The 25,203-nt window shown below is 71.7% G+C and carries 19 protein-coding genes; 8 read left to right on the top strand and 11 right to left on the bottom strand.

Translation table 11 applies throughout. The features are described 5' to 3' along the window. The first annotated feature begins 260 nt into the window (after positions 1–260). Complete coding sequence (locus tag H2Q94_RS20020) at positions 261–1,355, top strand: DUF418 domain-containing protein (protein ID WP_243788739.1); 1,095 nt, start codon at positions 261–263, stop codon at positions 1,353–1,355. Positions 1,356–1,362: 7 nt separating this feature from the next. On the opposite strand, the gene H2Q94_RS20015 is transcribed toward H2Q94_RS20020, so the two are convergent. The 6 genes from H2Q94_RS20015 to H2Q94_RS19995 form a co-directional block, all read right to left on the bottom strand. Next, positions 1,363–2,145 (bottom strand): nuclease-related domain-containing protein, encoded by a 783-nt coding sequence (locus H2Q94_RS20015; RefSeq protein WP_243788738.1) that lies wholly within the window; start codon positions 2,143–2,145, stop codon positions 1,363–1,365. A gap of 28 nt (positions 2,146–2,173) precedes the next feature. Beyond that, the gene (locus tag H2Q94_RS20010; RefSeq protein ID WP_243788737.1) at positions 2,174–2,605 is read right to left on the bottom strand and encodes a hypothetical protein; all 432 of its coding nucleotides are present in this window, start codon (positions 2,603–2,605) and stop codon (positions 2,174–2,176) included. Further along, positions 2,605–2,856, bottom strand: coding sequence for a YbaB/EbfC family DNA-binding protein (locus tag H2Q94_RS20005; RefSeq protein WP_243788736.1), 252 nt, complete (start codon positions 2,854–2,856; stop codon positions 2,605–2,607). The genes H2Q94_RS20010 and H2Q94_RS20005 overlap by 1 nt, the downstream gene beginning before the upstream one ends. A gap of 29 nt (positions 2,857–2,885) precedes the next feature. Continuing rightward, entirely contained in the window at positions 2,886–3,263 is a 378-nt protein-coding gene (locus tag H2Q94_RS20000; RefSeq protein WP_243788735.1) for a CHAP domain-containing protein, read from the bottom strand. A 560-nt stretch (positions 3,264–3,823) separates the two neighbouring features. Next, on the bottom strand, positions 3,824–3,955 hold the full coding sequence (locus H2Q94_RS30540) for a hypothetical protein (protein ID WP_258718616.1): 132 nt from the start codon (positions 3,953–3,955) through the stop codon (positions 3,824–3,826). A gap of 16 nt (positions 3,956–3,971) precedes the next feature. Continuing rightward, positions 3,972–4,745 carry a transglycosylase SLT domain-containing protein gene (locus tag H2Q94_RS19995; RefSeq protein ID WP_243788734.1) on the bottom strand — a complete coding sequence of 258 codons (774 nt, stop codon included), beginning with the start codon at positions 4,743–4,745 and terminating at the stop codon, positions 3,972–3,974. 455 nt (positions 4,746–5,200) lie between these two features. Between H2Q94_RS19995 and H2Q94_RS19990 the strand changes: the two genes are divergently transcribed. Continuing rightward, the gene (locus H2Q94_RS19990; RefSeq protein WP_243788733.1) at positions 5,201–5,929 is read left to right on the top strand and encodes an enoyl-CoA hydratase; all 729 of its coding nucleotides are present in this window, start codon (positions 5,201–5,203) and stop codon (positions 5,927–5,929) included. Here the strand turns inward: H2Q94_RS19990 and H2Q94_RS19985 are convergent, their stop codons facing one another. From H2Q94_RS19985 to H2Q94_RS19970, 4 genes are read right to left on the bottom strand one after another with little or no spacing between them, the layout of a single operon-like run. Then, positions 5,930–6,700 carry an ABC transporter permease gene (locus tag H2Q94_RS19985; RefSeq protein WP_243788732.1) on the bottom strand — a complete coding sequence of 257 codons (771 nt, stop codon included), beginning with the start codon at positions 6,698–6,700 and terminating at the stop codon, positions 5,930–5,932. Then, positions 6,697–7,647 carry an ABC transporter permease gene (locus H2Q94_RS19980; protein ID WP_243788731.1) on the bottom strand — a complete coding sequence of 317 codons (951 nt, stop codon included), beginning with the start codon at positions 7,645–7,647 and terminating at the stop codon, positions 6,697–6,699. Before H2Q94_RS19980 ends, H2Q94_RS19985 begins: the two co-directional genes overlap by 4 nt. Continuing rightward, positions 7,644–8,306, bottom strand: coding sequence for a class I SAM-dependent methyltransferase (locus H2Q94_RS19975; protein ID WP_243788730.1), 663 nt, complete (start codon positions 8,304–8,306; stop codon positions 7,644–7,646). The genes H2Q94_RS19980 and H2Q94_RS19975 overlap by 4 nt, the downstream gene beginning before the upstream one ends. Next, entirely contained in the window at positions 8,303–9,811 is a 1,509-nt protein-coding gene (locus tag H2Q94_RS19970) for an ABC transporter substrate-binding protein (RefSeq protein WP_243788729.1), read from the bottom strand. The genes H2Q94_RS19975 and H2Q94_RS19970 overlap by 4 nt, the downstream gene beginning before the upstream one ends. A 544-nt stretch (positions 9,812–10,355) precedes the next feature. Between H2Q94_RS19970 and H2Q94_RS19965 the strand changes: the two genes are divergently transcribed. Together H2Q94_RS19965 and H2Q94_RS19960 are read left to right on the top strand one after the other, a co-directional pair. Beyond that, positions 10,356–11,237 (top strand): chitosanase, encoded by an 882-nt coding sequence (locus tag H2Q94_RS19965; protein WP_243788728.1) that lies wholly within the window; start codon positions 10,356–10,358, stop codon positions 11,235–11,237. A gap of 90 nt (positions 11,238–11,327) precedes the next feature. After that, positions 11,328–11,816, top strand: a complete 489-nt coding sequence (locus tag H2Q94_RS19960; RefSeq protein WP_243788727.1) for a carboxymuconolactone decarboxylase family protein — start codon at positions 11,328–11,330, stop codon at positions 11,814–11,816. Positions 11,817–11,957: 141 nt separating this feature from the next. Here H2Q94_RS19960 and H2Q94_RS19955 read toward each other — a convergent pair whose 3' ends face one another. Continuing rightward, positions 11,958–12,548, bottom strand: coding sequence for a helix-turn-helix domain-containing protein (locus H2Q94_RS19955; RefSeq protein ID WP_243788726.1), 591 nt, complete (start codon positions 12,546–12,548; stop codon positions 11,958–11,960). Between the two features lie 190 nt (positions 12,549–12,738). Here H2Q94_RS19955 and H2Q94_RS19950 point away from each other — a divergent pair, with 190 nt between their 5' ends. The 4 genes from H2Q94_RS19950 to H2Q94_RS19935 all read left to right on the top strand — a co-directional run bounded on the left by H2Q94_RS19950 (position 12,739) and on the right by H2Q94_RS19935 (position 25,193). Next, positions 12,739–13,011, top strand: coding sequence for a GlsB/YeaQ/YmgE family stress response membrane protein (locus H2Q94_RS19950; protein ID WP_243788725.1), 273 nt, complete (start codon positions 12,739–12,741; stop codon positions 13,009–13,011). A 622-nt stretch (positions 13,012–13,633) separates the two neighbouring features. After that, positions 13,634–16,333, top strand: coding sequence for an amino acid adenylation domain-containing protein (locus H2Q94_RS19945; RefSeq protein ID WP_243788724.1), 2,700 nt, complete (start codon positions 13,634–13,636; stop codon positions 16,331–16,333). Then, positions 16,294–24,990 carry a non-ribosomal peptide synthetase gene (locus H2Q94_RS19940; protein WP_243788723.1) on the top strand — a complete coding sequence of 2,899 codons (8,697 nt, stop codon included), beginning with the start codon at positions 16,294–16,296 and terminating at the stop codon, positions 24,988–24,990. The genes H2Q94_RS19945 and H2Q94_RS19940 overlap by 40 nt, the downstream gene beginning before the upstream one ends. After that, a complete protein-coding gene (locus H2Q94_RS19935) occupies positions 24,987–25,193 on the top strand; it encodes an MbtH family protein (protein WP_243788722.1) in 207 nt (68 codons plus the stop codon). Before H2Q94_RS19940 ends, H2Q94_RS19935 begins: the two co-directional genes overlap by 4 nt. Positions 25,194–25,203: the final 10 nt, after the last annotated feature.

Here is a 25,203-nt window from a genome sequence, read left to right as displayed (position 1 = left end):
GGTCGCTTCGCGGACCAGCCGGACCGGGCGAAGAGAACAGCGACCTGAGCCGGTCCGGCGAAGCCCGTCGATAAGCTGATCAGGTTAGTGGCAGGCGGGCAACGTGTCCGAAAGTCGTAGACGCGCGGACCTCGAAGACGGATCTCCTAGCAAGATCGTCCCGCGAGGATGGCCGGGTGACTACGAATACGACTACGCCCCCGATTTCATCGGACGACACAACGGAAAGAATCCCCGCGACGACCGCGCGGCTGATCGGCGTGGACGTGGCGCGCGGGCTGGCAGTGCTCGGCATGTTCGCCTCGCACATCGGCCCGCCCCAAGGCTGGCTCGCCACGCTCACCGGAGGGCGCTCGGCCGCACTGTTCGCGGTGCTGGCGGGCCTGTCCCTCGCGCTGCTCAGCGGTGGCGCCACGCCGGTGATCGGGCGCAGGCGGCGAGCGGCGGCGCTGCGGATCGCGGTGCGGGCGGTGGTGGTGTTCGTGCTCGGGCTCGCGCTGACCGCGGTGGGGGCACCGGTCATGGTGATCCTGACTTCCTACGGCGTGCTGTTCCTGCTGTCGATCCCGCTGCTGCGGTTGCGCTCCACGGCGCTCGCGGTGTCGGCCGCGGTGCTCGCCGTCGTCGCTCCGCTGGTGTCGTTCTTCCTCCGGTCGAACATGGAAGCGCCGTCCGAGATCGGCGCCGTGGCGCGCTTCGAGATGTTCACGTCGCTGGAAGGAGTCGGCACCGCGTTCCAGCACATCCTGCTCACCGGCGCCTATCCGGTGCTGACCTGGATGCCGTTCATGCTGGTGGGAATGGCGCTGGGCAGGCTCGACCTGCGAGCGGTGCGCGGCAGGCTCGTGCTGATCGGGGCCGGGCTCGCACTGGCCGGCTACGGCATCTCGTGGCTGGCGATGAACGTGTTCGGCGGCCGGGACCGCGTGCTGAGCCTGTTCGGTGACGCGGTTCCGCCGGAACTGGTGGACGCGCTGCTGAGCAACGGCTTCGGCACGGTGCCCACGAGCGACCCGGTGATGTTGCTGTCGGCGGGGGCGCACAGCGGCACCCCGTTCGAGATCTTCGGAGCGACCGGTGCGGCCATGCTGGTGATCGGACTGTGCCTGCTCGCCGAACGCTTCGGCGCGCTGTTGCTGCCGATCGCTTCGGTCGGGGCGCTCGCGCTCACCTCGTACGCGGGGCACATCCTGGTGCTGGCCGCGGTGAAGCCGCCGAACTCGTACGTGTCGTTCCTGGTGTTGGCCCTCGGCACGCTGGTGTTCGCCACCCTGTGGCGCGCGCTGCTCGGACGCGGCCCGCTGGAGTGGGCGCTGCACCGGGTCTCATCGCTACCCGCACCGCGACGCGGCTGAGCCCGCGTCAGTTGTTGCGCTGGGCGCGTCGCTTTTCGTGGAAGGCGTGATCGCGGCGCACCAGCCGTGCGACCTCGTCGGCGCTGGCGGGACCCAGCGTCGGCGGGGCTTGGCGCAGGGTGCGCACCACCTCGTCGGGGCTGACGCTGACCAGCGCCAGGCCGGGGCGGCGCACGGTGCCGAGCTGGGCCTTGGGATTGACGATGACGACCACCGACCGCACCAGCGCTTGGCGGCCGCGCTTCTGCAGGAAGTCGGCGAGGGCTTTGGACACGTCGGTGACCTGGCGGCCCCAGCTGCGTCCGCTGCGGTCGGTGAGAGTGCGCTTCTCGACGCGGTTGCCGTAGCGGTCGAACACCTCGGAACGCCAGGAGTCCCCGTCCACGTGCACCCGGCCCGGATGGTTCTTCACCTCGATCGCCCAGACGCCGCCGGGGCCGACCACCAGGTGATCGACCTCGCCGCGCCCGTTGCGGTAGCCGCGGAACAGCGTCCAGTCGTCGGAGAGCCGGTCGAGCGCCGAGGCCATCGCGTCCTCGGCCTCGATACCGGCTTCTTGCTGGGCCAACCGGTGCCGCACCTGGTCCTGGTCGACCGGGCGCTGCTCCCGCAGCCTCCGCGTCTCCAGCCATTGCGGGAGTAGCTTCCAGAACTCCCACCAGCGCCGCGCGGCGTTGCGCGCCCGCACCTGCGCCACCGCCTGCTCGTACTGGCTGCGCCGCTGCTCGGCGGCCTGCTCGGTACGGCGGGCGGCGGACCGCGGATGATCGGAGAGCACCTCAACTCGCACTCCCGAACCGTACCGGGTGCGGTTGTGCTCACCGCCCCCACGACGGGCGACGGGACGTCCAGGACTCCAGCGGTTCGTCCTCGGCGAAGTCCTCCTCGTCCGAAGCTCGGGCGCGCACCCGAGTGCTCGCGTCCTCGGCCGGTGCGATGCGCTCGTCGATCGCCGCCGCCACGTCGGGGCCGCAGCCCCATTCCAGTGCGACCAGGCCGCGTCGCGTCGACGCGGCGCAGGCCTCGGAGCTCAGCCGCGTGATCTCGGCCGCCAGTCGCTGCGGTCCCAGCGCGATCGCCTGCTCCGACACGGTGAGCTCGGTGAGCAGGCCGTTGAGATCCACCGACAACGAGATGCCCTCGCCGCTCGCGCTGCCGCGGATCTCGGCCATGCCCGCGGCGAGTCCCCGGTTCGTGGGCAGGCTCTCGGCGATGGCGATCAGAGTCTTGACGCTGCGTCCGTCGCCCATCACCGCCTCCGGTCCTCGTCGCCGCGAGCGGCCTGCGCCGCCTCACCCGGTTCCAGGCCCAGCGCCGCCCGATCCGCCGCGCTCAGCCCGGCGAGCCGGGGGTCGCGGGCTGCCGCGCGGGTGGCTTCGACGTTCGCCGCCCGCACCAGGGCCGTGATCGTGCTCGCCAACCGGGCGCCGCCGCCGCGCAACGCGCCCGGCTCCAGCACCAGGGAGCGCAACGCTCCGCCGGGAGCGACTTCCACGAGCACGCCGTCCCGTTCCGCACGTCCGGTGGTGGTCAGTGCGGATGCACCCCTCCGTAGAACCGGCCCAGGTCATCGGGCAGCGTGTAGGTCACCCGCTGCACCTTGTCGCTGGAATTTCCTTCGATGGTCGTGATCTTGTTGTCCTCGACCTTTTCGATGATTCCGATGTGGGTGCTCTGCATCCCATCCGGACCGGTGCCGAACAGCAGCGCGTCGCCCGGTTTCGCGCTCTCGGCAATGGCGCCCTGGTCGTAGGCGGTGCCGCGTTCCTGGCCCCATTTGTAGACGTCGCCGCTGTATCCGAGCTTCCCGATGTCCACTCCGGCGTCTTGCCACATGGCGGTGGCGAAGTAGGAGCACCACGGCCGGCCGACCGGCCCCCACTCGTTCGCGTCGTTCGGGCCTTCCACGAACCCCAGGTTCTCGCGGGCCTTGGCGAGATGTCCTCGACCTTGGAACCCGGTTTGCCGTCCTCCGGCTCGTCCTTCGCGCCGTCGCCCTGGTCTTCGGCGGGCGGGCCGGCTTCCTCGCCCTTCTCCGGATCGGCGATGCCGTCGCCGTCGAGCTTCTGCTGCAACTCGCGCAGCTTCTGCGCGGCCTGCTCCATCTCGGTTCGGGCTTCCTTGAGCTCGCCGCCGGAATCCTTGATGAAACCGCCCGCCAGGTCGCTGAGCTGCGCGGCGGCCTGCATCAGGCCACCGGGCGCGTTGAGGCCCGCCGCGGCGAGCCCGGCGCCCAGCAACTGCGTGGACTTCTCGATGAAGTCGCCGATGAGACCGCCGACGGCGTCGTGCCTGCCGCCGAGCGCCTTGGACACCTCGCCGGCGATCTTCGCGGCCTCCGTGCTCGCCTCGGCGGTGGTCGCGAGGTCGGCGGTGAGCTTCTCCACCAGCTGCTTGAACCCGTCGTTGGCCTTGCTCTGCCAGCCGCTCAGCAGTGTCTCGGCCGCTTCGCGCTGGGCGTCGCTCTGCTACCGGACCCCCTCGGCGGCCCGCTCCAACGCGCCTTGCGCGTCCTGCACGCCGCCGGCGTCGCCTTCCAACTTGCCTTGGTGCGCGGTGAGCTCGCCGACGAACTTCGTGGCGATCGCTGCCACATCCACCTGTTCCTCCCCAGTGTCAGCTCTTCAGGACCTGTTCGAGTGCCTTGATCGAGTCGTCGTCCGCCTGGAGGTACGTCTTGGCGGTCTCCGCCGCGGCCGCACCGAGCGAGCGGGCGCTCTCGCCGACCGCGGCGACCTGCTTGTCGAGGCTCTTGCCGAGATCGGCCAGCGCGGCGGCGAAGCCGGTCTCCGCGCCGACCTCGCCGAAGCTGTTCGGCGTGAGTCCGGTGATCGAGTCGAGCGCTCGCTTGCCGATGTTCCCCAGCTCTTCGGCGATCCCCTCCACCGCTTCGGCGTAGTCGGTGAGGAGATCGGTTTCCACGGTGAAGCCGTTCTCCGAGCCGTTGTCGTTCCCGGGCGGCTGCTCGTTGGTTCCTCCCGGTGGGCCGGAGGGTTGTTCGGTGCCCGGGTCCCCGCCGCCCTCGACCTGGGCGGCGGCTTTTCGGGCTTCGTCGAGGTGCTTCTTGTAGCTGTCGTCGTTGTAGGTCGACCAGTCGCTGAAATCGCCGCGACCTTGGTGGATCTTGTACGCCGCTTCGGCGTTCGTCGCCGGGTCGAGCAGTTCCTCGTTGGAATCGATGCCGTATTCCTCGCGGCGGGCGGGTCCCATGTCGCCGAGCATGTTGATCTGCCAGAGGCCGTACGAGTCGTCCAGCCCCGCACCGTTGTGCGCTTCCGTGTTCCCGCTGGACTCGGCCACCGCCACCGCCACCGCGGTGGACAGGTCTTCGCCGCGGAAGCCTGCGTCGTAGGCGTGCTGTGCGATCTGCTCCGGTGAAAGTGTCGTCACGGCGAGAAGTATGAGCAGCCCGCGACACCGAAGTCAGTGAAATCGGATATTTCCCGCGCGGCCGACTCCATTCGGGTATCCGGTTCTAGAATCGTCGATCGGATCGATTTCGATAACGAATCGAAAAATGTGTTCATAGTGGACCGAGTTCGATGTGGACGGTGATTCTCCATGAACTGCTCATGCCCATAACGGGTTTCTCGACGCGGGTTATCGGATCGTTTCGAGTCGATTGCGGTCGAACGGAAAGGAGTCGAACATGATCGAGCGGTTCCCGTTTGCACGTTCGGCTCAACCGGCTATCACCGATTCGGCCGAGCGAGTTCGGGCATGTGATCTGTGGCGGGTGGGCTCCCGCGCGCACTCGGACGATGGTGCACTGGCCGATGCCACCGGCGGCGGTGGCGAAGCGACGAGATCACCGGCCCGGCCGGTGCGGCACTGGAGGCGCAGCGATGATCACCACCGGGTGGGACGGGCCGATCGGACTGATCACGCTCGACCGGCACGAGCGGCGCAACGCCCTCGACCTGGAGCACTGCGACGGGCTGCGCGACGCCGTGCTCGCGCTGGTGGAGCAGGGCGCGCGAGCGCTGGTGATCACCGGCGCGGGCAGCACGTTCTGCGCGGGCGCGGACCTGGACGGTGTGTACGGCGACGAATTCCGGGACGGGCTCTACGACGCGCTGCAGACCGTGCTCACCGTCCCGGTGCCGGTGCTCGCCGCGGTCAACGGACCCGCGGTCGGGGCGGGCGCACAACTCGCGCTGGCCGCCGACCTGCGGATCGCGGCGCCGGAGGCGTACTTCGCGGTGCCCACGGCCCGCAACGGGCTGGCCGTCGACCCGTGGACGGTGCGGCGCCTGTCGCTGCTGGCCGGTGGCGGTGCGGCCCGCTCCCTGCTGCTCGCCGGAGACCGGCTGGCGGCCGAGGTGGCGCACCGGCGCGGGATGGTGGACCGGCTCGGCGACCACGAAGCGGCCGTGGCGTGGGCGCGGGAGATCGGCGAACTCGCACCGCTGTCGCTGCGCTACTCGAAGCTGGCGTTGAACTCCATCGACTCCGACGACGAGCGGGGCGACGAGATCGAATCGGCTTACGCGGCCTGCTGGTCCAGCGAGGACGCCGCCGAGGCGAGCAAGGCTCGGGTGGAGCAGCGCACACCCCGGTTCCAGGGCAAATGATCACTCCCGGGTGCGGTCGAAGCACGCGCTGACGATCGTCTGCACCGCCACCAGCGCCAGCACCGGAGCCGCCAGCAGCCATGGCGCGGTGCCGAGGTGATCCACCGACTCCGCGATCATCGCGCCCCACTCCGGCTGCGGCGGTGGCGGTCCCAGGCCCAGAAAGCCCAGTGCCGCCACCGTGTTCACCAAGGCGGGCAACCGGACGGTGGCGAGCGCACCGGTCGCGGGCGCCAGGAACGGCAGCAGCGAGTCGCGCCAGATCCGCGGCAGGCTCGCACCGAGCGCCCGGTGTGCGAGCACCCAGTTCCGGGTCCGCAGCTGCGCGGTCATCGCGTCGGCCTGCCGGGCGAACGGCAGCCAGCCCACTCCGGCCAGCGCCAGCAGCAGCGCCGTGGTGCTCGGTCCCGCGATCAGCGCCGTCACCAGGGCCACGATCAGCGGCGGCAGCGCCGTGGCCACGTCCACCCCGGCCCGCACCAGCGCCGCCACCGGCGAGGAGCTCCAGCCCGTCGCGCACCCCGCGAGCAACCCCAGCAGCACGGCGGCGGCGAGCGCGGTGCCCGCGGTGCCGAGCGTGACCACCGCGCCGTGCGCCAGCCGCGCCAGCACGTCCCGGCCCAGCTCGTCGGTCCCCAGCGGATGCGCCGCCGACGGTGCCCGCAGCACGGCGCCCATGTTCGTGGCCAGCGGATCCCCGGTCGCGCCGATGACGAGCACCAGCAGGAACAGTCCCGCCGCGACCAGCGCCCCGATGCGGTGCGGCCTCATCGGGGCACCTCCCGCCGGGTGCGGGGCTCGGCGGCGAGCCCGAGCAGATCGCCCACCGCGCCCACGCACAACGCCGCGAGCGCGGCCACCACCAGACCGGCCTGCACGACCGGCACGTCCTGCGCGCGCACCGCCTCCACGACGGTGCTGCCCAAGCCCGGAATGTCGAAGACCACCTCGATCGCGGTGGTGCCCGAGACGGCACCGGCCGCGTTGTAGGTCACCAGCGACAGCGCGGCAGGCAGCGCGGGCCGCGACAGGTGCACGCCCCAGATCCGCAGCGCGCCCAGTCCCCGAGCGTGCGCCGCCAGCACGAAGTTCTCCCGCCGCAACGCCACCACCTGTTCGCGGGTCACCGCCGCGATCGGCACCGCCAGCGACGGCACCAGCGACAGCAGCGGCAGCACCGAGTACTCCGGGCCGCGCCAACCCGAACTCGGCAGTGCTTGCAGCCCGACCGCGAACACCAGCACCAGGATCGGGGCCAGCGCGAACTCCGGGAGCGCCGAGAACACCCGCACCAGTCCGGTCAGCGCCCGATCGGTGACCGAACCGGGACGCCGTGCCGCGAGCAGGCCCGCGAGGTAACCGACGAGGAACGACAGCACCGCCGCGCCGAGCATGATGCCCAGTGACACCTGCACGGCGGGACCGATGACCGCCGCCACCGGCGCCCCGGACACCCAGGACGACCCGAGGTCGCCGCTGAGCATCGAACCGAGCCGTTGCAGAACCCGTTGCGGCAGCGGCAGATCCAGGCCGAGGTCGGCGCGAATCCCAGCCAGCAGCGCCGGATCCGGGTCGGCCTCCGCGTAGCGGGTGGCGAGCACGGTGCGGGCCGCGTCCACGCCGGTCAGCTCCGGCAGCAACACCGCGATCAGCACGATCAGCGCGGCCACCACCGGCGCCACGCCCAGCCGCAGGAGCAGGCCGCGCCCGCCCGTCACCGCCAGGGGGAGCGCGCGGACAGCAGGAAGAAGCCGGGCGCGCTCGGGTAAGGCGCGGTGTCGAACAACGCCGTGCGATCGGTGCGGTCGACGAACCCGGCCCGGCCGACGAGCGCGGCGCAGCCCGCGAAGTCGAAACCCATCGGCAGGGTCGGCGCGGCGTCCGAATAGGACGCTCCGAACCGCTGTTCGGTCGCGCTGTCCCCGACGTCGGCCGCGTTCCACCTGCCGTCGCTGACCACCAGCAGCCCGCCCGGCCGCAGGACTTCCGCCCACGAGTCCACCGCGCGCTGCGCGTCGGGCAGCGTCCACAGCACGTTGCGCGTCACCACCACGTCGAACGGGCCGGCGGGCGGCTCGTCGGCCACCCCGGTCAGCCACCGGACGTCGAGGCCTTCGGCGCTGCCGCGTTCCGCCGCGACCGCCAGCATTCCCGGCGAGGCGTCCTGCCCGGTGACGAGGTGTCCCTCCGCGGCGAGGATGCGGGCGAGGAATCCCGTGCCACAGCCCGAATCCAGCACCCGAGCTCCCGGGCCGACCGCGTCCGCCACGAGCGGGCCGATGCGCTTGGCCCACAGGTCCCGCGCCGGGTCCTGACCGGGCTGCTGGTCGTAGCCGCGGCGGGCGCGATCGTTCCAGTAGTCGATGATCGTGCTCATCGCGGCGCGACCTCCTTGGTGAGGAAATCCCGTTCCAGCGGGTCCGCGGGCACCCCGCTCACCGCCTCCCGGTAGGCGAAGCGCTGCTGCTCGTGCACCAGCGGAATGCCCGCGATCCGCTCGGCGAGCAGGTCGTCGGCGCGGCGGAACACCGCCGTGCGCCGGGCGGGGTCACTGATCTCGGGCAGCTGCGCGAGCAGCGAGTCCAGTTCGGGCGCGCAGAAGTGGTCCAGGTTGAACCCGCCCCGGCAGCTGAAGTCGCTGGTCAGGTGTGCGGCCGCGTCCGGGACGTCAACGAGCTGGTTGCGCGAGTACACGGCGGCGTCGAGCTCACCGGACAGGATGCGCGGCTCGATGCTGCCCGCCGGTTCCTGCACGATGCGGACGGTGAAACCGGCCCGCCCGAGTTCGTCGGCGACGACGGTGGTCAGCGCGGGCAGCTCCGGACGGTCCGGGTAGGTGCCGATGGTGATCGGAACGGGTTTCCCGCCGGTGATCTCGGCGACCTCCCGGTGCGCCGCCACCGGATCGGGCGCGGTCGGCGGATGCTGTTCGCTCCACGGCACGGCGGGACCGAAGTAGCGGCTCGCGGCCACCCCCTCGCCTTGCAGCACACCGCTGACCAGGCCGGCGCGGTCGATGGCCGCCCGCGCGGCCGACCGCAGCCGCGGATCGGCGAACGGGCCGCCTGCCGTGTTGAGGTGCAGCGCCGTCGTGCGCGGCAGGTTCACCGCGTCCACGCGCAGCTCGGAATCCCCGCGCACCTCGGCGAGCTGGGACACCGGGACCTTGTCGATCAGGTCGAACTCGCCGCTGCGCAGGCCGTTCACCCGCGCCGACGCGTCCTCCACGAACCGCACCTCGGCCCGCGCCACCTTCGCCGGGCCGTCGCGGTAGCCGTCGAACCGTTGCAGCGTCACCCGCTGGTCGCTCTCGGCTCCGGTCACCTGGAACGGCCCGGTGCCGGCACCTCTCGCCGGGTCGACCGACCCGTCCGGGCGGATCGCGGCGGGCGCGAGCACGGCCGTGTTCGCGGCGCTGAGCCGCTGCGGCAGGATCGCGTCCGGGGCGGCGGTGCGTACCGCGAGCGTGCGGTCGTCCAGCGCGTCGGCCTGCTTGATGGTGTCCCGCAACGCGCGCGGCGGAGCGGGATCGTGCACGACCCGGTTGATGGACTCGGCGGCGGCCTGCGCGGTCACCGGCTCACCGGATTGGAAGCGCACGCCTTCGGCGAGGGTGAACCGCCATTCGGTCGGCGTGACCCGCTGCCACGACTCGGCGAGACCGGGCTGGGCGGTGCCGTCCATGGCGCCGTCGACCAGCGTCTCGGTGACGCCGAGCCGCTGCATCAGCAGCGCGTCGTCGGAGGCGGGGGACCAGTTCGCGCGCGGCGGGATCGTCACCGCCACCCGCAAGGTGTCCGCGTCCTCGCCGCCCCCGGTGAAGCCGCACCCCGCGAGCGCCAGCACGAGCCCGAACACCAGGGATCTACAACCACGTCGCAATCGCCAGCTCCTTGCAAAAGACCGACGCGGATCTTTGCACGAACAACGGAGCGGTGACCAGGAAGGACGACGAAAAGTGGCGATCGCCTCGGAAGACGGCCGTCAGGGGCGGCCTGAGAGCTTGCGCATGGCGAGCAGGGGAAGGCGCTCCGGGCGTCCAGATTTCGGCGAACAACTGCGGGCGGGCACCTCGGGACCTGGCGCAGGCCCTTGCACGCGGCGTGCAACGGGGTGATCGGTTTCGAATCGGTGGATGTCGTTCGGCACGGCTTTCGGTGGGAACAGCGGAAAATTCCCAGTTGTGCCGTGGAAACGAGGTCGATCGGGAGTGCTGGGGGAGTCGGAGTTCCGTGTTCCGCGTACCGCTGAGCTGGTGCGGGGCGGAACGCTTGCTCCAAATGCCTCGCCGGGATCGGGCGGTGGCTTTACCGGCGGTTGCGGGCCGGTTCGCGTCAGGTGATCTTGACGTCCTCGGTGCCGCGCGGTTGGCTGCTCGCCGTTGCCGCACTGAGATCGGTTCCGGGTCGCTAGAGGAGTCAGCGCCATGTCCACCTCGTCGCACCAGCCGTCCCGCCGGGCTCTCCGGCTGCTGCTCGTCACCGGTGTCGCCGCGAGTGCCCTCGGCACCACCGCACTGCCGGCGCTCTCGGCCGCCCCGGTTCCGCCGCCCGCCGCGCAGGCCGGTCTGCCGATCGCCGCGCCGTTCGCCGCCGAAGGGGACCTCGCCGATCCGCACACCAAGGACATCGCGATGCAACTCGTCTCCAGCGCGGAGAACTCCTCGCTGGACTGGCGCGCGCAGTTCGGCTACATCGAGGACATCGGTGACGGGCGCGGCTACACGGCGGGCATCATCGGCTTCTGCTCCGGCACCGGGGACATGCTGGAACTCGTCGAGGCCTACACGCAGAGCAAGCCGGACAACCCGCTCGCCGGATATCTGCCCGCGTTGCGCGAGGTCAACGGCACCGACTCGCACGAGGGCCTCGATCCCGGATTCACCGACGCCTGGGCGCGAGCGGCCGAGGACCCGGATTTCCAGCAGGCGCAGGAGTCCGAACGGGACCGGGTGTACTTCAACCCCGCGGTGGACCAGGCCAAGGCCGACGGCCTCGGTGCACTGGGCCAGTTCGTCTACTACGACGCGATCGTGATGCACGGCCCCGGGCAGGACTGGCCGAGCTTCGGCGGCATCCGCCGAGCCGCGCTGGACCGCGCCGCCCCGCCGTCGGAGGGCGGCGACGAAACGGCCTACCTGAGCGCGTTCCTGGACGCCCGCGTCGAGGCGATGCGCGAGGAAGAGGCGCACAGCGACACCAGCCGAGTCGACACCGCCCAGCGCCGATTCCTCGACGAAGGCAACCTCGCTCTGCGCCCGCCGCTGCACTGGGCGGTCTACGGCACCCCGTTCAGCATCGAGGAGTGAAGCCGCGGGCGGCGCACCGGCGACTGGACCAGCTGATCGGATGGGAAGTGGACCAGGTGGGCGGTCCAGCGCGGAACTAGCGTTGCGGGCATGACGAACGAATCCGCCTACGAACCCGAACACACCCCTCGGCTGAACCTGCTCGAACTCGCGCCGGACGTGTACAAGAGCATGGTCCGGCTGGACACGGCGGCGCGAAAGGGCCTCGACCCGGCCCTGCTGGAGCTGGTGAAGATCCGCGCCTCGCAGCTCAACCACTGCGCGTTCTGCCTGGACATGCACAGCAAGGACGCGCTGGCCGCCGGTGAGTCGGTGCAGCGCATCGTGCAGCTCTCGGCGTGGGAGGAATCGCGGCACTTCTACACCGCGAAGGAGATCGCGGCGATCGAGCTCACCGAGGCGGTCACCGTGCTCACCGACGGCTTCGTGCCCGACGACGTGTACGAGCGGGCGGCCGCGCAGTTCGACGAGACCGAACTGGCACATCTCATCGCGGCCATCACGGTGATCAACGCCTGGAACCGCTTCGCGGTGACCAGCCGCAACGTCCCCGGCCACTACACCCCGGGCTCCCATTGAGCCTCTTTGTCGCGGCAGGTGAACGTCCCCGTGGCTCCTGGTCAACGGGGACGTTCACCTGATGATGCCGGTGGAGTGAATGGCGCCCCTTCAACCGGTGGGTCGGTCAAAGGAGGCATTCACCCGGGGTGGTCGGCGCGGTTATCGCGGGGGTTTCGCTCGGGTGTGGATTCGTTCGCCTTGGGGGCCGAACAGGACCGGCAGCTCGACCGTTCCCTGGTCCTCGGCGGGGCCGAACCAGTGGGGGAGGCGGGTGTCGAACTCCGCTGCCTCACCCGCCTGCAAGGTCATGTCCCGTTCGCCGAGCACCAGGCGCAACCGTCCATTGAGGACGTACAGCCACTCGTAGCCCTCGTGCGTCTGCGGATCCGGTTCGCCGCGCCCGGCGGGGATGATCATCTTGAACGCCTGCACGCCGCCGGGGCGCCTGGTCAGCGGAATGTGGGTCATGCCGTGTCGCACGACCGGCTTCGGGTGGATCCGCGGATCCCCGGTCGCGGGGGCGCCGACCAGTTCGTCCAGCTGGACCTGGTGCGCCCTGGCCAGTGGCAGCAGCAGCTCCAGGCTGGGGCGGCGGCTGCCGGATTCGAGGCGCGACAACGTGCTCACCGAAATGCCGGTCGCCGCCGACAGCGCGGCCAAGGTCAGGCGGCCGCGCTTGCGCAGCGCGCGCAACCGCGGCCCCACCTCCGCCAGCGTCGCGTCCAGCTCGGGCGACGAGGGTTCGCTCATGCCGCCATTGCAGGATCGGCAACGGAATTTGTCAACGGTCCGCAGGCCTGTTCGCGTGCGCAGGCGAGGGAGGCGGGATACCTCCGATCGGGGCCGGATTCACCCGGCGCGGCAGCATTCCGGTTCGGCCATGTGCTTTACGGCCAGTAGGGTCCTGGATCGGGAGGGGCACCGAGAGAAGGAGGAAGCGATGGTGTGGACCATCCTCGGCTGGATCGTCTTCGGCCTGATCGCGGGGTTCATCGCGCGGGCGGTCGTTCCGGGCAAGGACGACATCGGACTGCTGATGACGATCGTGCTGGGCGTCGTCGGTTCGGTCGTCGGCGGGCTGATCTTCGGCCTGCTCACCGTGGGGATCCGGGGTTTCCAGCCGACCGGCTGGATCGGTTCGATCATCGGCGCGATCGTCGTGCTGGTCATCTACAACGCGGTCACCGGACGGAAGAGTCGTCAGCGAGACTGAGCGACGGCGGCGCGGGTCCGGGCGGCCCGCGCCGCGTCCGGAAGCACGACTCCACTGAAGTCATCAGGCCGGCCGCCGATCTCGGTTCCACGCCGTCGGCGGCGCCGTGAGCAGTGGTTCCCGGGCGCCGACACGCCCGGTGCGCGGTGCTCCTCGAATGCTCGTCCGTGTCGCGGGAGCGCAACCCGAATGTAAGCACCGGCATTGAGTGAGATGTCCGAATTGCTCTGAATAGGTGCTTTGTGTCGACTGATCGCTTCGCGCGTGCAAGGGTCGGCACGTGAGCGAGGAAGATCGCCGCCCACCGAGCGGGAGCTGCAGCCGGACGAGATACGGCGAACGTCGCCCTGACATTCCGCGAGTGCTCGCGGGTCGCGGCTGAGCGACTTCGTCGCTGCGGGATCAACTCTTCAGGTATCCCGGAAAGAGAGCTCGCAAGGCCTTCCAGGCGGTCACGGTTCAGCGCCTTCGCCGCTGACCGGACGAGATCGAACGAATCCGAACCACCGATAACGCCATCGTGCCCCGTGCTGTCCGGGGCCGATGTCTCGTGGGCCGCCCCGGTACCGGCGCGGCCATCCGAGGCCGACACAGCGCAGACCACTGCCGGTGAGGATGACCGATGAACCTGGGCGGAAACTCCGTCGAATCGCCCGTGTCCGAAGCCGAACTCGGCATCTGGATCGCCGAGCAGGCCCGCTCCGAAGCGCGCTCGCAGTACTTGTGGGGCGAGTACGTCGACATCACCGGGCCGCTGAACGTCGACTCGCTGGTGACGGCCGTCCGCCTCGCCGCGCGCGACGCCGAGGCGATCAACGTGACGTTCGCCGAAGGCGCCGACGGCCGTCCGCGTCGCCGCCCCCGCACCGGTGAGCCGGACATCGCCGTGCGGGACCTCCGCGCCGAGCCTGAACCGCACGCCGCGGCGCTGGCCCTGATGCGCGCGGAACTGGACCGGCCGGTGGACCTGGCGACCGGCCCGCTGTTCGGCGCCTCGGTGCTGCGGATCGCCGACGACCGCCACCTGCTGTTCCAGTGGGTGCACCACATCGCGCTCGACGGTGTCGGCATGACGCTGTTCTCCCAGCGCGTGTCGGAGATTTACGGGCACCATGCCTCCGGTGAGCCGGTGCCCGCCGGCGGCTGGTCCGCGTCGGCCGCGCTGCTGTCCGAAGAGAACGAATACCGGCGCTCCGCCGAGTTCGACGCGGACCGGCGGTGGTGGCTGGACCGGCTCGCGGACGGTCCCGGATTCCTGAGCATGGCGGCGCGTCCGGCGGCGGCCTCGGCGCGGTCGCTGCGTCTGAGCGACGGCCTGGACGAGACCGGGTTCGCCGAGTTGCGCGCCGCCGCGCAGCGGCTCGGGCAGCGCTGGTCGCGGTTGATCGTGGCGGCCACCGCGCTGCACACCCACGCGGTGACGGGCAGCCGCGACGTGGTGCTGAGCCTGCCGGTTCCGGGGCGGGCCACGGAGCTCAGCCGCACCGTGCCGTCGATGTCGGCGAACGTGCTGCCGTTGCGGCTGCGCGTAGATCCGGCCGCGACCCTCGGCGAGTTCACCGCGCAGGTCGCCGCCGAGGTCGCCGAGGTGCAGCGCCGTCAGCGGTACCGGGGCGAGCGGTTGCGCCGCGAACTCGGCTATCCCGAGGACGGCCGGGTGTTGTTCGGTCCGGTGGTGAACATCCAGAAGTTCGCCTACGGCCTGCGATTCGGCGACTGCTCGGCGAGCGTGCACAACGTGCAGGCCCCGCCGTCGGAGGACTTTTCCGTGGTCGCCTACGACCGGGGTGACGGGGAGCTCCGGTTCGACTTCGACGCGAACCCCGCCAACCACGACGAGGACCTGCTCGCGGCGGCTCGGGACCGGTTCCTGCGGTTGTTGAGCCAGCTGGCGGAGTTACCGGCGGACACCCCGTTGGGACAGCTGGAGACGGTGTCGCCCGAGCAGCGGGCCGAGGTGCTCGCGGCGGGTTCCGGGGCACCGTCGACCACGGGAGCGGACAACGCGGTCGCGCTGTTCGCCCAGCGGGTCGGTCGCGAGCCCGAGGCGGTCGCGGTGTCCTCGGCGGCGACGGGGCAGCGCCTGACCTACCGCGAGCTGGACGCCCGCTCCGCCGCGCTCGCCGACCGGCTGGTCGCGGCCGGAGTGGGCGTGGAATCACCGGTCGGACTGCTGGTGGAACGGTCCGTGGACCTGGTGGTGGCGGTGCTGGCCGTGGTCCGGGCGGGCGCGGCCTACGTGCCGCTGCACCGGGGTGACGCGGCGGACCGCCTGCGCACCATCGCGGTCACCGCAGGGATCGAGCTGCTGGTCACCAATGTGGCGACCGACGAGTTCGCCACGTGGTTCCGGGATCGAGGCCCGGTGCTCGACCTCGCCGACCCGCGACGAGCGGCACCCGCCGCACCGGCCGTGGAACCGGCGCCGGATCGGCTCGCCTGCGTGATGTTCACGTCCGGTTCCACCGGCGTCCCGAAAGGCGTCGCGATCACCCACGACAACCTGGTGCGGCTGGCCGCCGACCGGTGGTGGGCGGAGGGCGGCGCGCGGCGGGTGCTGCTGCACTCGCCGCACGCCTTCGACGCGTTGACCTTGGAGCTGTGGGTGCCGCTGCTCACCGGCGGTGAGGTGGTGCTGGCTCCGCCGGACTCCGCCGACCTGGGCGTGCTCGCCGAGACCATCGCCGCGCACCGTGTCACCGGGCTCTGGCTGACGGCGGGCCTGTTCGACGCGCTCAGCGAGGAGAATCCGGCTTGCCTGACCGGAGTTCGCCAGGTGTGGACCGGCGGCGACGTGGTGTCGCCCGCCGCCGTGCGTCGCGTGCAGGACGCGGTGCCGGGACTGACGGTGATCAACGGTTACGGGCCGACGGAGACGACGGTGTTCGCGACCCGGCTGCCGGTTCCGGCCATGACGGCACGGGAATCCGCGACGGTGCCGATCGGGGCGCCGATCGACGGCAAGCGGATCCACCTGCTCGACGACGCGCTGCGGCCGGTGCCGCCCGGAGTCGTCGGCGAGGTGTACCTGGCGGGCGCGGGGATGGCTCGTGGGTACTTCGGTGCGCCGGGAGCGACGGCGCACCGGTTCGTGGCCTGCCCGTCCGGCCCGCCGGGCGAGCGGATGTACCGCACCGGCGATCTGGCCAGGTGGAACGCGGAGGGGCTGCTGGAGTTCGCCGGGCGCGCGGACGGCCAGGTGAAGCTGCGCGGCTACCGCATCGAGCTCGGTGAGATCGATGCCGCGCTGCACGGCGCCCCGGGGTGCGGCAGGTCGCGACGATGCTGCGCGAGGATCGTCCCGGCAGGCGGCGCATCGTGAGCTACGTGGTGGCCGACGAGCCCGACGCGGACGCGGTCGCGGCGCGGGCCGACGCGGCGCTGCCCGCGTTCATGGTGCCGTCGGAGATCGTGTTCGTGGACGAGTTCCCGTTGACCCGCAACGGAAAACTCGACCGGTCCGCGTTGCCCGCGCCCGCGGGAGCGACTGCCCGAGCGGTGCTCCCGGAGTCCGCGACGGACGCCGAGCAGGTGCTGCGGACGCTGGTGGGGGAGGTGCTCGGGCTCGCGGACGTGTCGCCGGGCGCGGACTTCTTCGAGCTCGGCGGCGACAGCATCACCGCGATCCAGTTCGCCAGCCGGGCACGACGGGCGGGGTTCGGGATCGGGACCGCCGACGTGTTCCGGCATCCCACCGTCGCCGAGCTCGCCGAGCACGCCGGAGCTCCCGCCGCGCCGGTCCGCCGCGAACGGACCGCGGACCGCGGGCTTCTGCCGTTGACGCCGATCATGCACTGGTTCCGGGAGCTGGGCGGCTCGGTGGCGGGCTTCGCGCAGTGCGCGGTGGTGCGGACGCCTGCCGGGTTCGACGAGGACCGCGTGCGAAGCGTGCTGCACGCCGTGGTGGCACAGCACGACATGCTGCGCTTACGACTATCCACAACGGACGGATTGTGGTCGCTGTCGGTCGCCGAGGACGCCGGGTGCGAGCTGGTCCGCGAGGACGTCCGAGGCCGGACCGAGGTCGAACTGCGGGAGCTCACCGCCGAGCACGTGCGATCGGCGCAGGCAAGCCTGGATCCGGCGGCGGGCCGGGTGGTGCGGGCGGTGTGGCTCGACGCCGGTGCGGAGCCGGGAACGCTGGTGTTCGCCGTGCACCACCTCGCGGTGGACGGCGTGTCCTGGCGGATCCTGCTCGACGACCTGCGCGAGGCCGGACGTGCCGTCGCCGAGGGGTGTGAACCTCGACCGCACCCGATCGGCACCTCCTTCGCAGAATGGGCGCGTGCTTTGGGAGACCGGGCGCAACAGCCCGAAGTGCAGGCCGAGTATCCACTGTGGAAGGAATTGGCCGAGGCCTCCGATTCGCGGCTGACCTCGCGGCCGCTGTCGCCGTGGACCGACCTGGAGGCCACCCGCGCGCACCGCTCGCTGACGCTGTCCGGCGAGGTCACCGGCGAACTGGTGCACCACGCCGCCGCCGTGTTCGGCTGCCCGGTCGACACCCTGCTGCTCGCGGCGTTCGCGCTGGCGGTGAGCGACCGACCGGGCGCGGACGACGCGGTGCTGCTCGACGTGGAGCGGCACGGGCGGGAGGAATTCACCGAGGAACTCGACCTGTCGCGCACCGTCGGCTGGTTCACCACCCGGTTCCCCGTGCGGTTCGACCTCCGAGGTGCGCGCCCCGAGAACTTCGGGTGGGACGAGCCGATCGACCGGGTCCGCGCCGCGTTGGATTCGGTGCCGCGCAACGGGATCGGCCACGGACTGCTGCGCCACCTGAACCCGCAGAGCGCGCCGGGCCTGGCCACCGGTAGCCGCCCGCAGCTCGGGTTCAACTACCTCGGGCGGTTCGACGCCCCGGGTGAGCAGGATTGGGGTCCGCAGCCGTGGTCGGGGGTGCTCGGGTCGGCGATGCCCGCCGACCTGCCGATGGCCCATCCGATCGAACTCGACTCGTTGATCACCGACGGTGCCGACGGCCCGTGTCTGACCGCGAACTGGTCCTGGGCGGGCGAGCTCGTGCCGGAACACGAGGTCGACGAGCTCGCCCGGCGCTGGTTCGAGGTGCTCGCGGAGCTGGCCGCCGAGGCGCGGCATCGCACCGAACGCGACGGCGGCGAGGTGCTGCCGCTGCCGCCGCTGGCGCAGGGGCTGCTGTTCCACTCCCTGTTCGACCGGCACGGCACCGATCCGTATCTGGTGCAGTTCGGATTCGAGCTCACGGGCGCGCTCGACGCCGCGTCGCTGCGGGGCGCGGTGCACGCGTTGTTGCGCAGGCATCCGCAGCTCACCGCCGGATTCCGGCACGGAACCGATGGCGCTCCGGTGCAATTGTGGCCGTCCCGGTTCGTCGTCGACTGGACCGAGGTCGACGCGCCCACCGAGGCCGACGTGACCCGCTACCTCGACGCCGACCGCGCCCGCCGATTCGACCTCGGCGATCCGCCGGTGCTGCGCGCGGCGCTGCTGCGCACCGGGCCGGAGCGGCACGTGTTCGTGCTGACCACGCACCACATCCTCATCGACGGCTGGTCGATGCCCATCCTGATCCGAGATCTGTTCGCGCTGTACGCGGCCGAGCCGTTGCCGGATCCGGTGCCGTACCGGGCTTTCCTGGAATGGATGTCCGAACAGGACTCGACCGCGCGCGACTCCGCATGGCGCAAGTTGTTGTCCGATGTGGACGAACCGACGCTGGTGGCCGCGCCCGGCGGCGGGGCCGCGCGGCACGGGCGGGTGCACCACGAGCTCGACGCCGCCGCGACCGAACGGATCCGGCGCGCCGCGCGAAACCACGGGCTCACGTTCAACACCCTCGTGCAACTGGCCTGGGGCGTGTTGCTGGGGGCGATGACCGGGCGCGACGACGTGGTGTTCGGCGCCACCGTCTCCGGACGTCCCGCCGAGCTGCCCGGAGTGGAGGACATCGTCGGGCTGCTCATCAACACGGTGCCGGTCCGGGTGCGCCTCGATCCGAACCGCACCGCGGCCGAAGCGTTGGCGGCGCTGCGTGAACAGCAGCTCATGGTGCTGGAGCAGCAGCACGTCGACCTGACCCGGCTGCAGGCCATCGCCGGGCACGGCGAACTGTTCGACACCGTCCTCGTCTTCGAGAACTACCCGCCGGACCGGCAGGACGCGCAGCGCCACCTGCCGGAACCGCGAATCACCGACCTGCGGGTGTCCGACGGCACGCACTACCCGCTGTCGCTGATCGTGCTGCCCGGCGACCGGCTCGGCTTTCGCCTCGACCACCGCGAGGACGTCGCCGACGAGCAGGCGGCGCGGCTGCTGCTGGAACGGCTCGGCGCACTGCTGGAACGGCTCAGCGCGGCACCGGCGGCGCGGCTGGGCGAGATCGACCTGCTGCTGCCCGGCGAATACCGCGCGCCCGCGCCGCCGCCGGAGCACCGGTCCGGAGTGCTGCCGGAGCTGTTCGAACGGCACGCGGCGGACCGGCCGGACGCGCCCGCGGTGTCCTTCGGGGCGCGGCGGCTGACCTACGGCGAGCTCAACGCGCGGGCGAACCGGCTGGCGCGGCTGCTGGTGTCACGGGGAGCGGGGCCGGGGCGGCTGGTGGCGCTGGCGTTGCCGCGCGGCCCGGAACTCGTGGTGGCGCTGCTGGCGGTGCTGAAGTCCGGCGCCGGCTACCTGCCGCTGGACCCGGAGCACCCGGCGGAGCGGCTGCGCGCCACGCTGGCCGACGCGGCCCCGGAACTCGTGGTGTCGCTGCGATGTTCGGCCGGATCTCTGCCCGCCGAGGTATCCGTGCTGGTGCTGGACGACGACGCGGTCGAGGCGGCCGCGGCCGGGATGGCCGACGGCGACCTCGGGGTGCCGATCACGCCGGGCGACACCGCCTACGTCATCTACACCTCCGGTTCGACCGGCACACCGAAGGGCGTGGTCGTCTCGCACGACAACGTGCACCGGCTGCTGGAGATCACCGACCGGCACTTCGGGTTCGGTCCGGCCGACGTGCACACCTTGTTCCACTCCTACGCGTTCGACATGTCGGTGTGGGAGCTGTGGGGCGCACTCGGGCGAGGCGGGCGGCTGGTCGTGGTGCCGTTCGAGGTGAGCCGGGCGCCCGGCGAGTTCCGGGAACTGCTGGCCCGCGAACAGGTCACCGCGCTGGCGCAGACCCCGTCGGCGTACTACCAGCTCGTCGAGGCCGGAGCCGAGCCGGACTCGGTGCGCGTCGTCGTGCTGGGGGGCGAGGCGCTGGACCCGGCGCGCATCCGGGACCGAATCGAACACGGCCCCCGCGTGATCAACATGTACGGGATCACCGAGACGACCGTGCACAGCACCTACCTGGAACTGCGCGATCCGGCGGAGACGCGCAGCGTCGTCGGTTCCGGACTGGACGATCTGCGGCTGTACCTGCTCGACGGCGCGCTGCGCCCGGTGCCGCCGGGCTGTCCCGGTGAGCTCTACGTCGCGGGCCGTGGCGTGGCGGACGGCTACCTCGGCAGGCCGGGGCTCACCGCGGGCCGGTTCGTCGCCGACCCGTTCGGGCCGCCCGGCACCCGGATGTACCGCTCCGGCGACCTGGCCCGATACCTGCCCGACGGGTCGCTGGAGTACTTGGGGCGCATCGACCAGCAGGTGCAGGTGCGCGGATTCCGGATCGAGCCGTCCGAGGTCGAGCACGTGCTGGAGCGGCACGATTCGGTCACCCGAGCCGTGGTGCTCGCCCGCGAGGACGCCGGTGGCCCGCGCCTGGTGGCCTACGTGGTGCTCGCGGCGGAGGTCGACCCGCAGGTGCTGCTCGGCCACGCGGCGGCCGTGCTGCCCCGGCACATGGTGCCGTCGTTCGTGTCGGCGATCGAGGAGATCCCGTTGACCCCCAACGGGAAACTGGACCGGCGGGCGCTGCCGAGCCCGGTGTCGGGACGGGCGCCGGGACGGCCGCCGCGCACTCCGGCGGAGCGCTTTCTGTGCGAGGCGTTCGCCGCGACGCTGGGCCTGCCGGGCATCGGCGTGGACGAGGGCTTCTTCGACTGTGGCGGGCATTCGCTGCTGGCGACTCGGCTCATCAACCGGATCCGCTCCGGCCTGGGCGTTGAACTCGACATCCGCACGCTGTTCGACGCGCCGACCGTGGCGGCGCTCGCTGGCCGCATCGTCGAGCAGGACTCGGCGTCCCGTCCGGTGCTGCGCGCGGGCCGGCGCCCCGAGCGCGTTCCGCTGTCGCCCGCGCAGCGGCGGTTGTGGTTCATCAGCGGGTTCGACGAGTTCGGCGCCACCTACAACCTGCGGTTCGCGCATCGGCTGAGCGGTCCGCTGGACCCGGACGCGCTGCGGGCGGCGTGGCAGGACGTGGTGGACCGGCACGAGATCCTGCGCACCGTGGTGGCGGTAGCGGAAGACCGGCCATGGCAACGAGTTCTCGACTCGGACACGTTGTCGTTCGAGCACGTCCCGGTGCCCGATGCGGAACTGGCGCAGCGGCTGGCCGCCGACTCCGCGCGCCGCTTCGACCTGGCGTCCGAGCCGCCGCTGCGCGTCACCCTCTACACCACGGCGCCCGGCAGGCACGTGCTGTTGATCCTGCTGCACCACATCGCGGCCGACGGCTGGTCGTTCGCGCCGCTGACACGCGACCTGTCGTTCGCCTACCGCGCACGAACCGGCGGCGGAATTCCACAGTGGACCACTGATGCCGTGCAGTACGCCGATTTCGCGCTGTGGCAACGGGAAATCGGTACCGATCACGAGGTCGAGCACTGGACGCGGACGTTGAAGGGAGCACCGGAGCTCCTGGCGCTGCCGACCGACCACCCGCGTCCGGTCGCCTCCGCGCACGTCGGGGAGACCGTCGAGATCGAGTTCGGCGCCGACCTGCACGCGGCGGCGGCCCGGCTGGCCCACGACCACGACGTCAGCCTCTTCATGGTCCTGCACACCGCACTCGCGGTGTTGCTGCACCGGCACGGCGCGGGCGAGGACCTCCCCATCGGCACGCCCGTCGCGGGCCGGGGCGACGCCGCGCTGCACGACGCGATCGGCTGCTTCGTGAACACCGTGGTGCTGCGCGCGGACCTGTCCGGGCAACCCACGTTCGCCGAGCTGCTGCGGCGCATCCGCTCGGTGGACCTGGACGCGTTCGACCACCAGGAGCTGCCGTTCGAGCGGCTCGTCGAAGTGCTGCGGCCGCCGCGCTCACTCGCGCACCACCCGCTGTTCCAGGTGATGCTCGCCTTCCAGGACACCCCGCCCACCGAGTTCGACCTGCCCGGCACGACCGTCGAACCCCTGGACCTGCACGGTTCCTCCTCGCGGATGGACCTGCTGTGGAGCCTGCGACCCGGGTACGACGAACGCGGTGCGCTCGCCGGGATCGGCGGTGTGCTGGAGTACGACGCGGAACTGTTCACCCCGGCCACCGCACGGGCGCTCATCGGCCGCCTCGAACGGTTGCTGCGGGCCGCCGTCGCCGAACCGGATCGGGGCATCGGCGAGCTGCCGGTGCTCACCGAGACCGAGCGGACCCGGCTGCTGGGCGAGGGCACCGCGCGGGAGGTGCCGACCGGAACGGTGCACCGGCTGTTCACGGCCCAGGTCGAACGCGCCCCGGAGGCGACGGCGCTGATCCACGACGATCGGGAGCTGACCTACCGGGAGCTCGCCGAGCGGGTGGGCCGGATCGCCGCCGAACTCACCGCGCGCGGCGCTGGGCCTGGCCGGCTCGTCGCGCTCGGCCTGCGCCGTGGCCCCGACCTGCTCGCCGCCATGCTCGCGGTGACCGCCACCGGCGCCGCCTACCTCCCGTTCGAACCGGATCTCCCGGCGCGCCGCGCCACCGACCTGCTCGACGACGCCCGCCCCGCGTTGATCGTCACCCACGACGAGGCCGGGTCGCTCACCTGCGCGAACGGCCCCGGTGAGCCCGCATCGATCCCGGCCGGGACCGCGTACGTGATCTACACGTCCGGCTCGACGGGGAGGCCGAAGGGGGTGGTGGTCCCGCACGACTCCGTGCTGAACCTGCTGTGCGCACTGGGCGAGCGGTTGCGGCTCGGGCCGGGGGACCGGGTGCTGGCGACCGCACCCGCCGGATTCGACATGTCGGTGCCGGAGCTGTACCTGGGCGCCGTCACCGGCGCGGCCGTTGTGCTCGCCGACCGGGACGCCACCCGCGACCCGGCGCTGCTGCTCGACCTCATCGATCGGCACCGGGTGCGAGCCATGCAGGCCACGCCGTCGCTGTGGCACACGCTGCTCGCGGAACGGCCGCGGCACCTGCACGGCGTGCGGGCCGTGATCGGGGGCGAGTTCGTGCCCGGACCACTGGCCGAGCGGCTCGGTGAACTCGGCTGCGAGGTCCTCGCCTGCTACGGACCCACCGAGACCACGGTCTGGTCGGCCGCGCATCCGGTGGCGGGAGCGCAACCGGCGGCGGTGCCGCTCGGAAGTCCACTGTGGAACACGAGTTGCCGCGTCCTCGACCGGTGGCTCAACCCCGTTCCGCCTGGTGTGGTGGGTGAGCTCTACCTGGCCGGGCGCGGCGTGGCGACCGGCTACCTGCACCGCACCGCGCTCACCGCGCAACGGTTCGTCGCCGACCCGTTCGGTCCGCCCGGAACCCGCATGTACCGCACCGGTGACCTCGCCTCGCGCGACGTGGACGGCGTGCTGCGCTTCCACGGCCGCGACGACGACCAGATCAAGATCCGCGGACACCGCGTGGAACTCGGGGAGATCGAAGCGGTGCTCACCGAACATCCGCAGGTGCGGGCGGCGGGCGTCGCGGTGCACGACCACGACGACCAGGACCGCAGGCTCAGCGGCCACCTGGTGCCGCGCGAGGTGGACCTGACGTCCGTGCGCGCGCACCTGGCGGAGCGGCTGCCCGCCCACATGATCCCGTCGCGGTTGTTGACCACCGATGAGCTTCCGTTGTCGCGCAACGGGAAACTGCTCCGCGACCGGCTGCCCGACCCGGGCCGGGCGGACGCCGAGCCCGACACGGCGGGCACCGCGTCGGAGCAGGCGATGTGCGCGGTGTTCGCCGAGGTGCTCGGCGTGGAACGGGTCGGCCGGGCGGAGAACTTCTTCGAACTCGGCGGACATTCGCTGCTGGCGGTGCGCCTGGTGGATCGCGTCGAGGCGGCGTTCGGCATCCGGCCGCACATCCGGGACGTGTTCGCCGCGGGAACGCCCGCCGGGCTGGAACGGGTGCTCGGTGCCGCCGAGGCGCCCGCCGGGCATCTGGTGCCGTTCCGCACCGGCGGCGACGCCGCGCCGGTCGTCTGCGTGCACCCGCTGAGCGGGCTGGCCTGGTTGTACTCCGGGTTGCTGGCGCACCTCGACCCGGCGCACCCGGTGTACGGCCTGCAAGGGCTCGGCGCGGGCGGAGTGGCGGACCTGCCGCGCGACATCGACGCGATGGCCGAGCGCTACCTCGCCGAACTCCGCTCAGTGCGCCCGACGGGGCCGTATCACCTGGTGGGCTGGTCGTTCGGTGGTCTGGTGGCGCACGCGATGGCCGTGCGGCTCGGTGCCGAAGCCGGGTTGCTGTGCCTCATCGACCCGCCGCTCGGCGGTGAACCCGCCGGCGACGACGTGATCGACCCGGAGCGGATTCACCGCGTGCTGCTCACGTCCATCGGCCGGGACCACGGCGTGGAGGGCGGGTTCGCCGAGGTGTCGGCCGCGTTGCGGCAAGAGGGCAGTGCGCTCGCCGAACTCACCGAGCAGGACATCGCCGATCTCGTCGAAACGTCCCGGCACAACGCGAACCTGATGCCGGGGCATCGGCCGGGAGTCCACGGCGGTGACACCGTCCACATCGGAACCCAGGAGGGTGCGGATCCGCAACGATGGCGCGCTCATCTCAACGGGCCGTTCACCACCTACCGGATCGACCGCCCGCACCACCGGCTCATGCAGCCGAAGCACGTCGGCGAGCTCGGCACGATCCTGCGCGGGCACCTGCGTGACCACACCGAACACGAGGAGGACCGATGACCAACCCGTTCGACGACGAGGACGGCGCTTTCCTGGTGCTGCGCAACACCGAACTCCAGCACTCCCTGTGGCCCGGGTTCGCCGAGGTCCCCGCGGGCTGGGACGTGGTGCTCGACGGAGCGACGCGGGAAGAGGCCTTGGCCTACGTCGAAGAGCATTGGACCGACCTCCGCCCGGCCACCTTGCGCGACGGCGCGTCGTGACGCGGTCGGA

This window comes from Saccharopolyspora gloriosae (assembly GCF_022828475.1).
In the GTDB taxonomy this organism is placed as follows: Bacteria; Actinomycetota; Actinomycetes; order Mycobacteriales; family Pseudonocardiaceae; genus Saccharopolyspora_C; species Saccharopolyspora_C gloriosae_A.
This window is presented reverse-complemented; position numbering and strand designations above follow the sequence as displayed.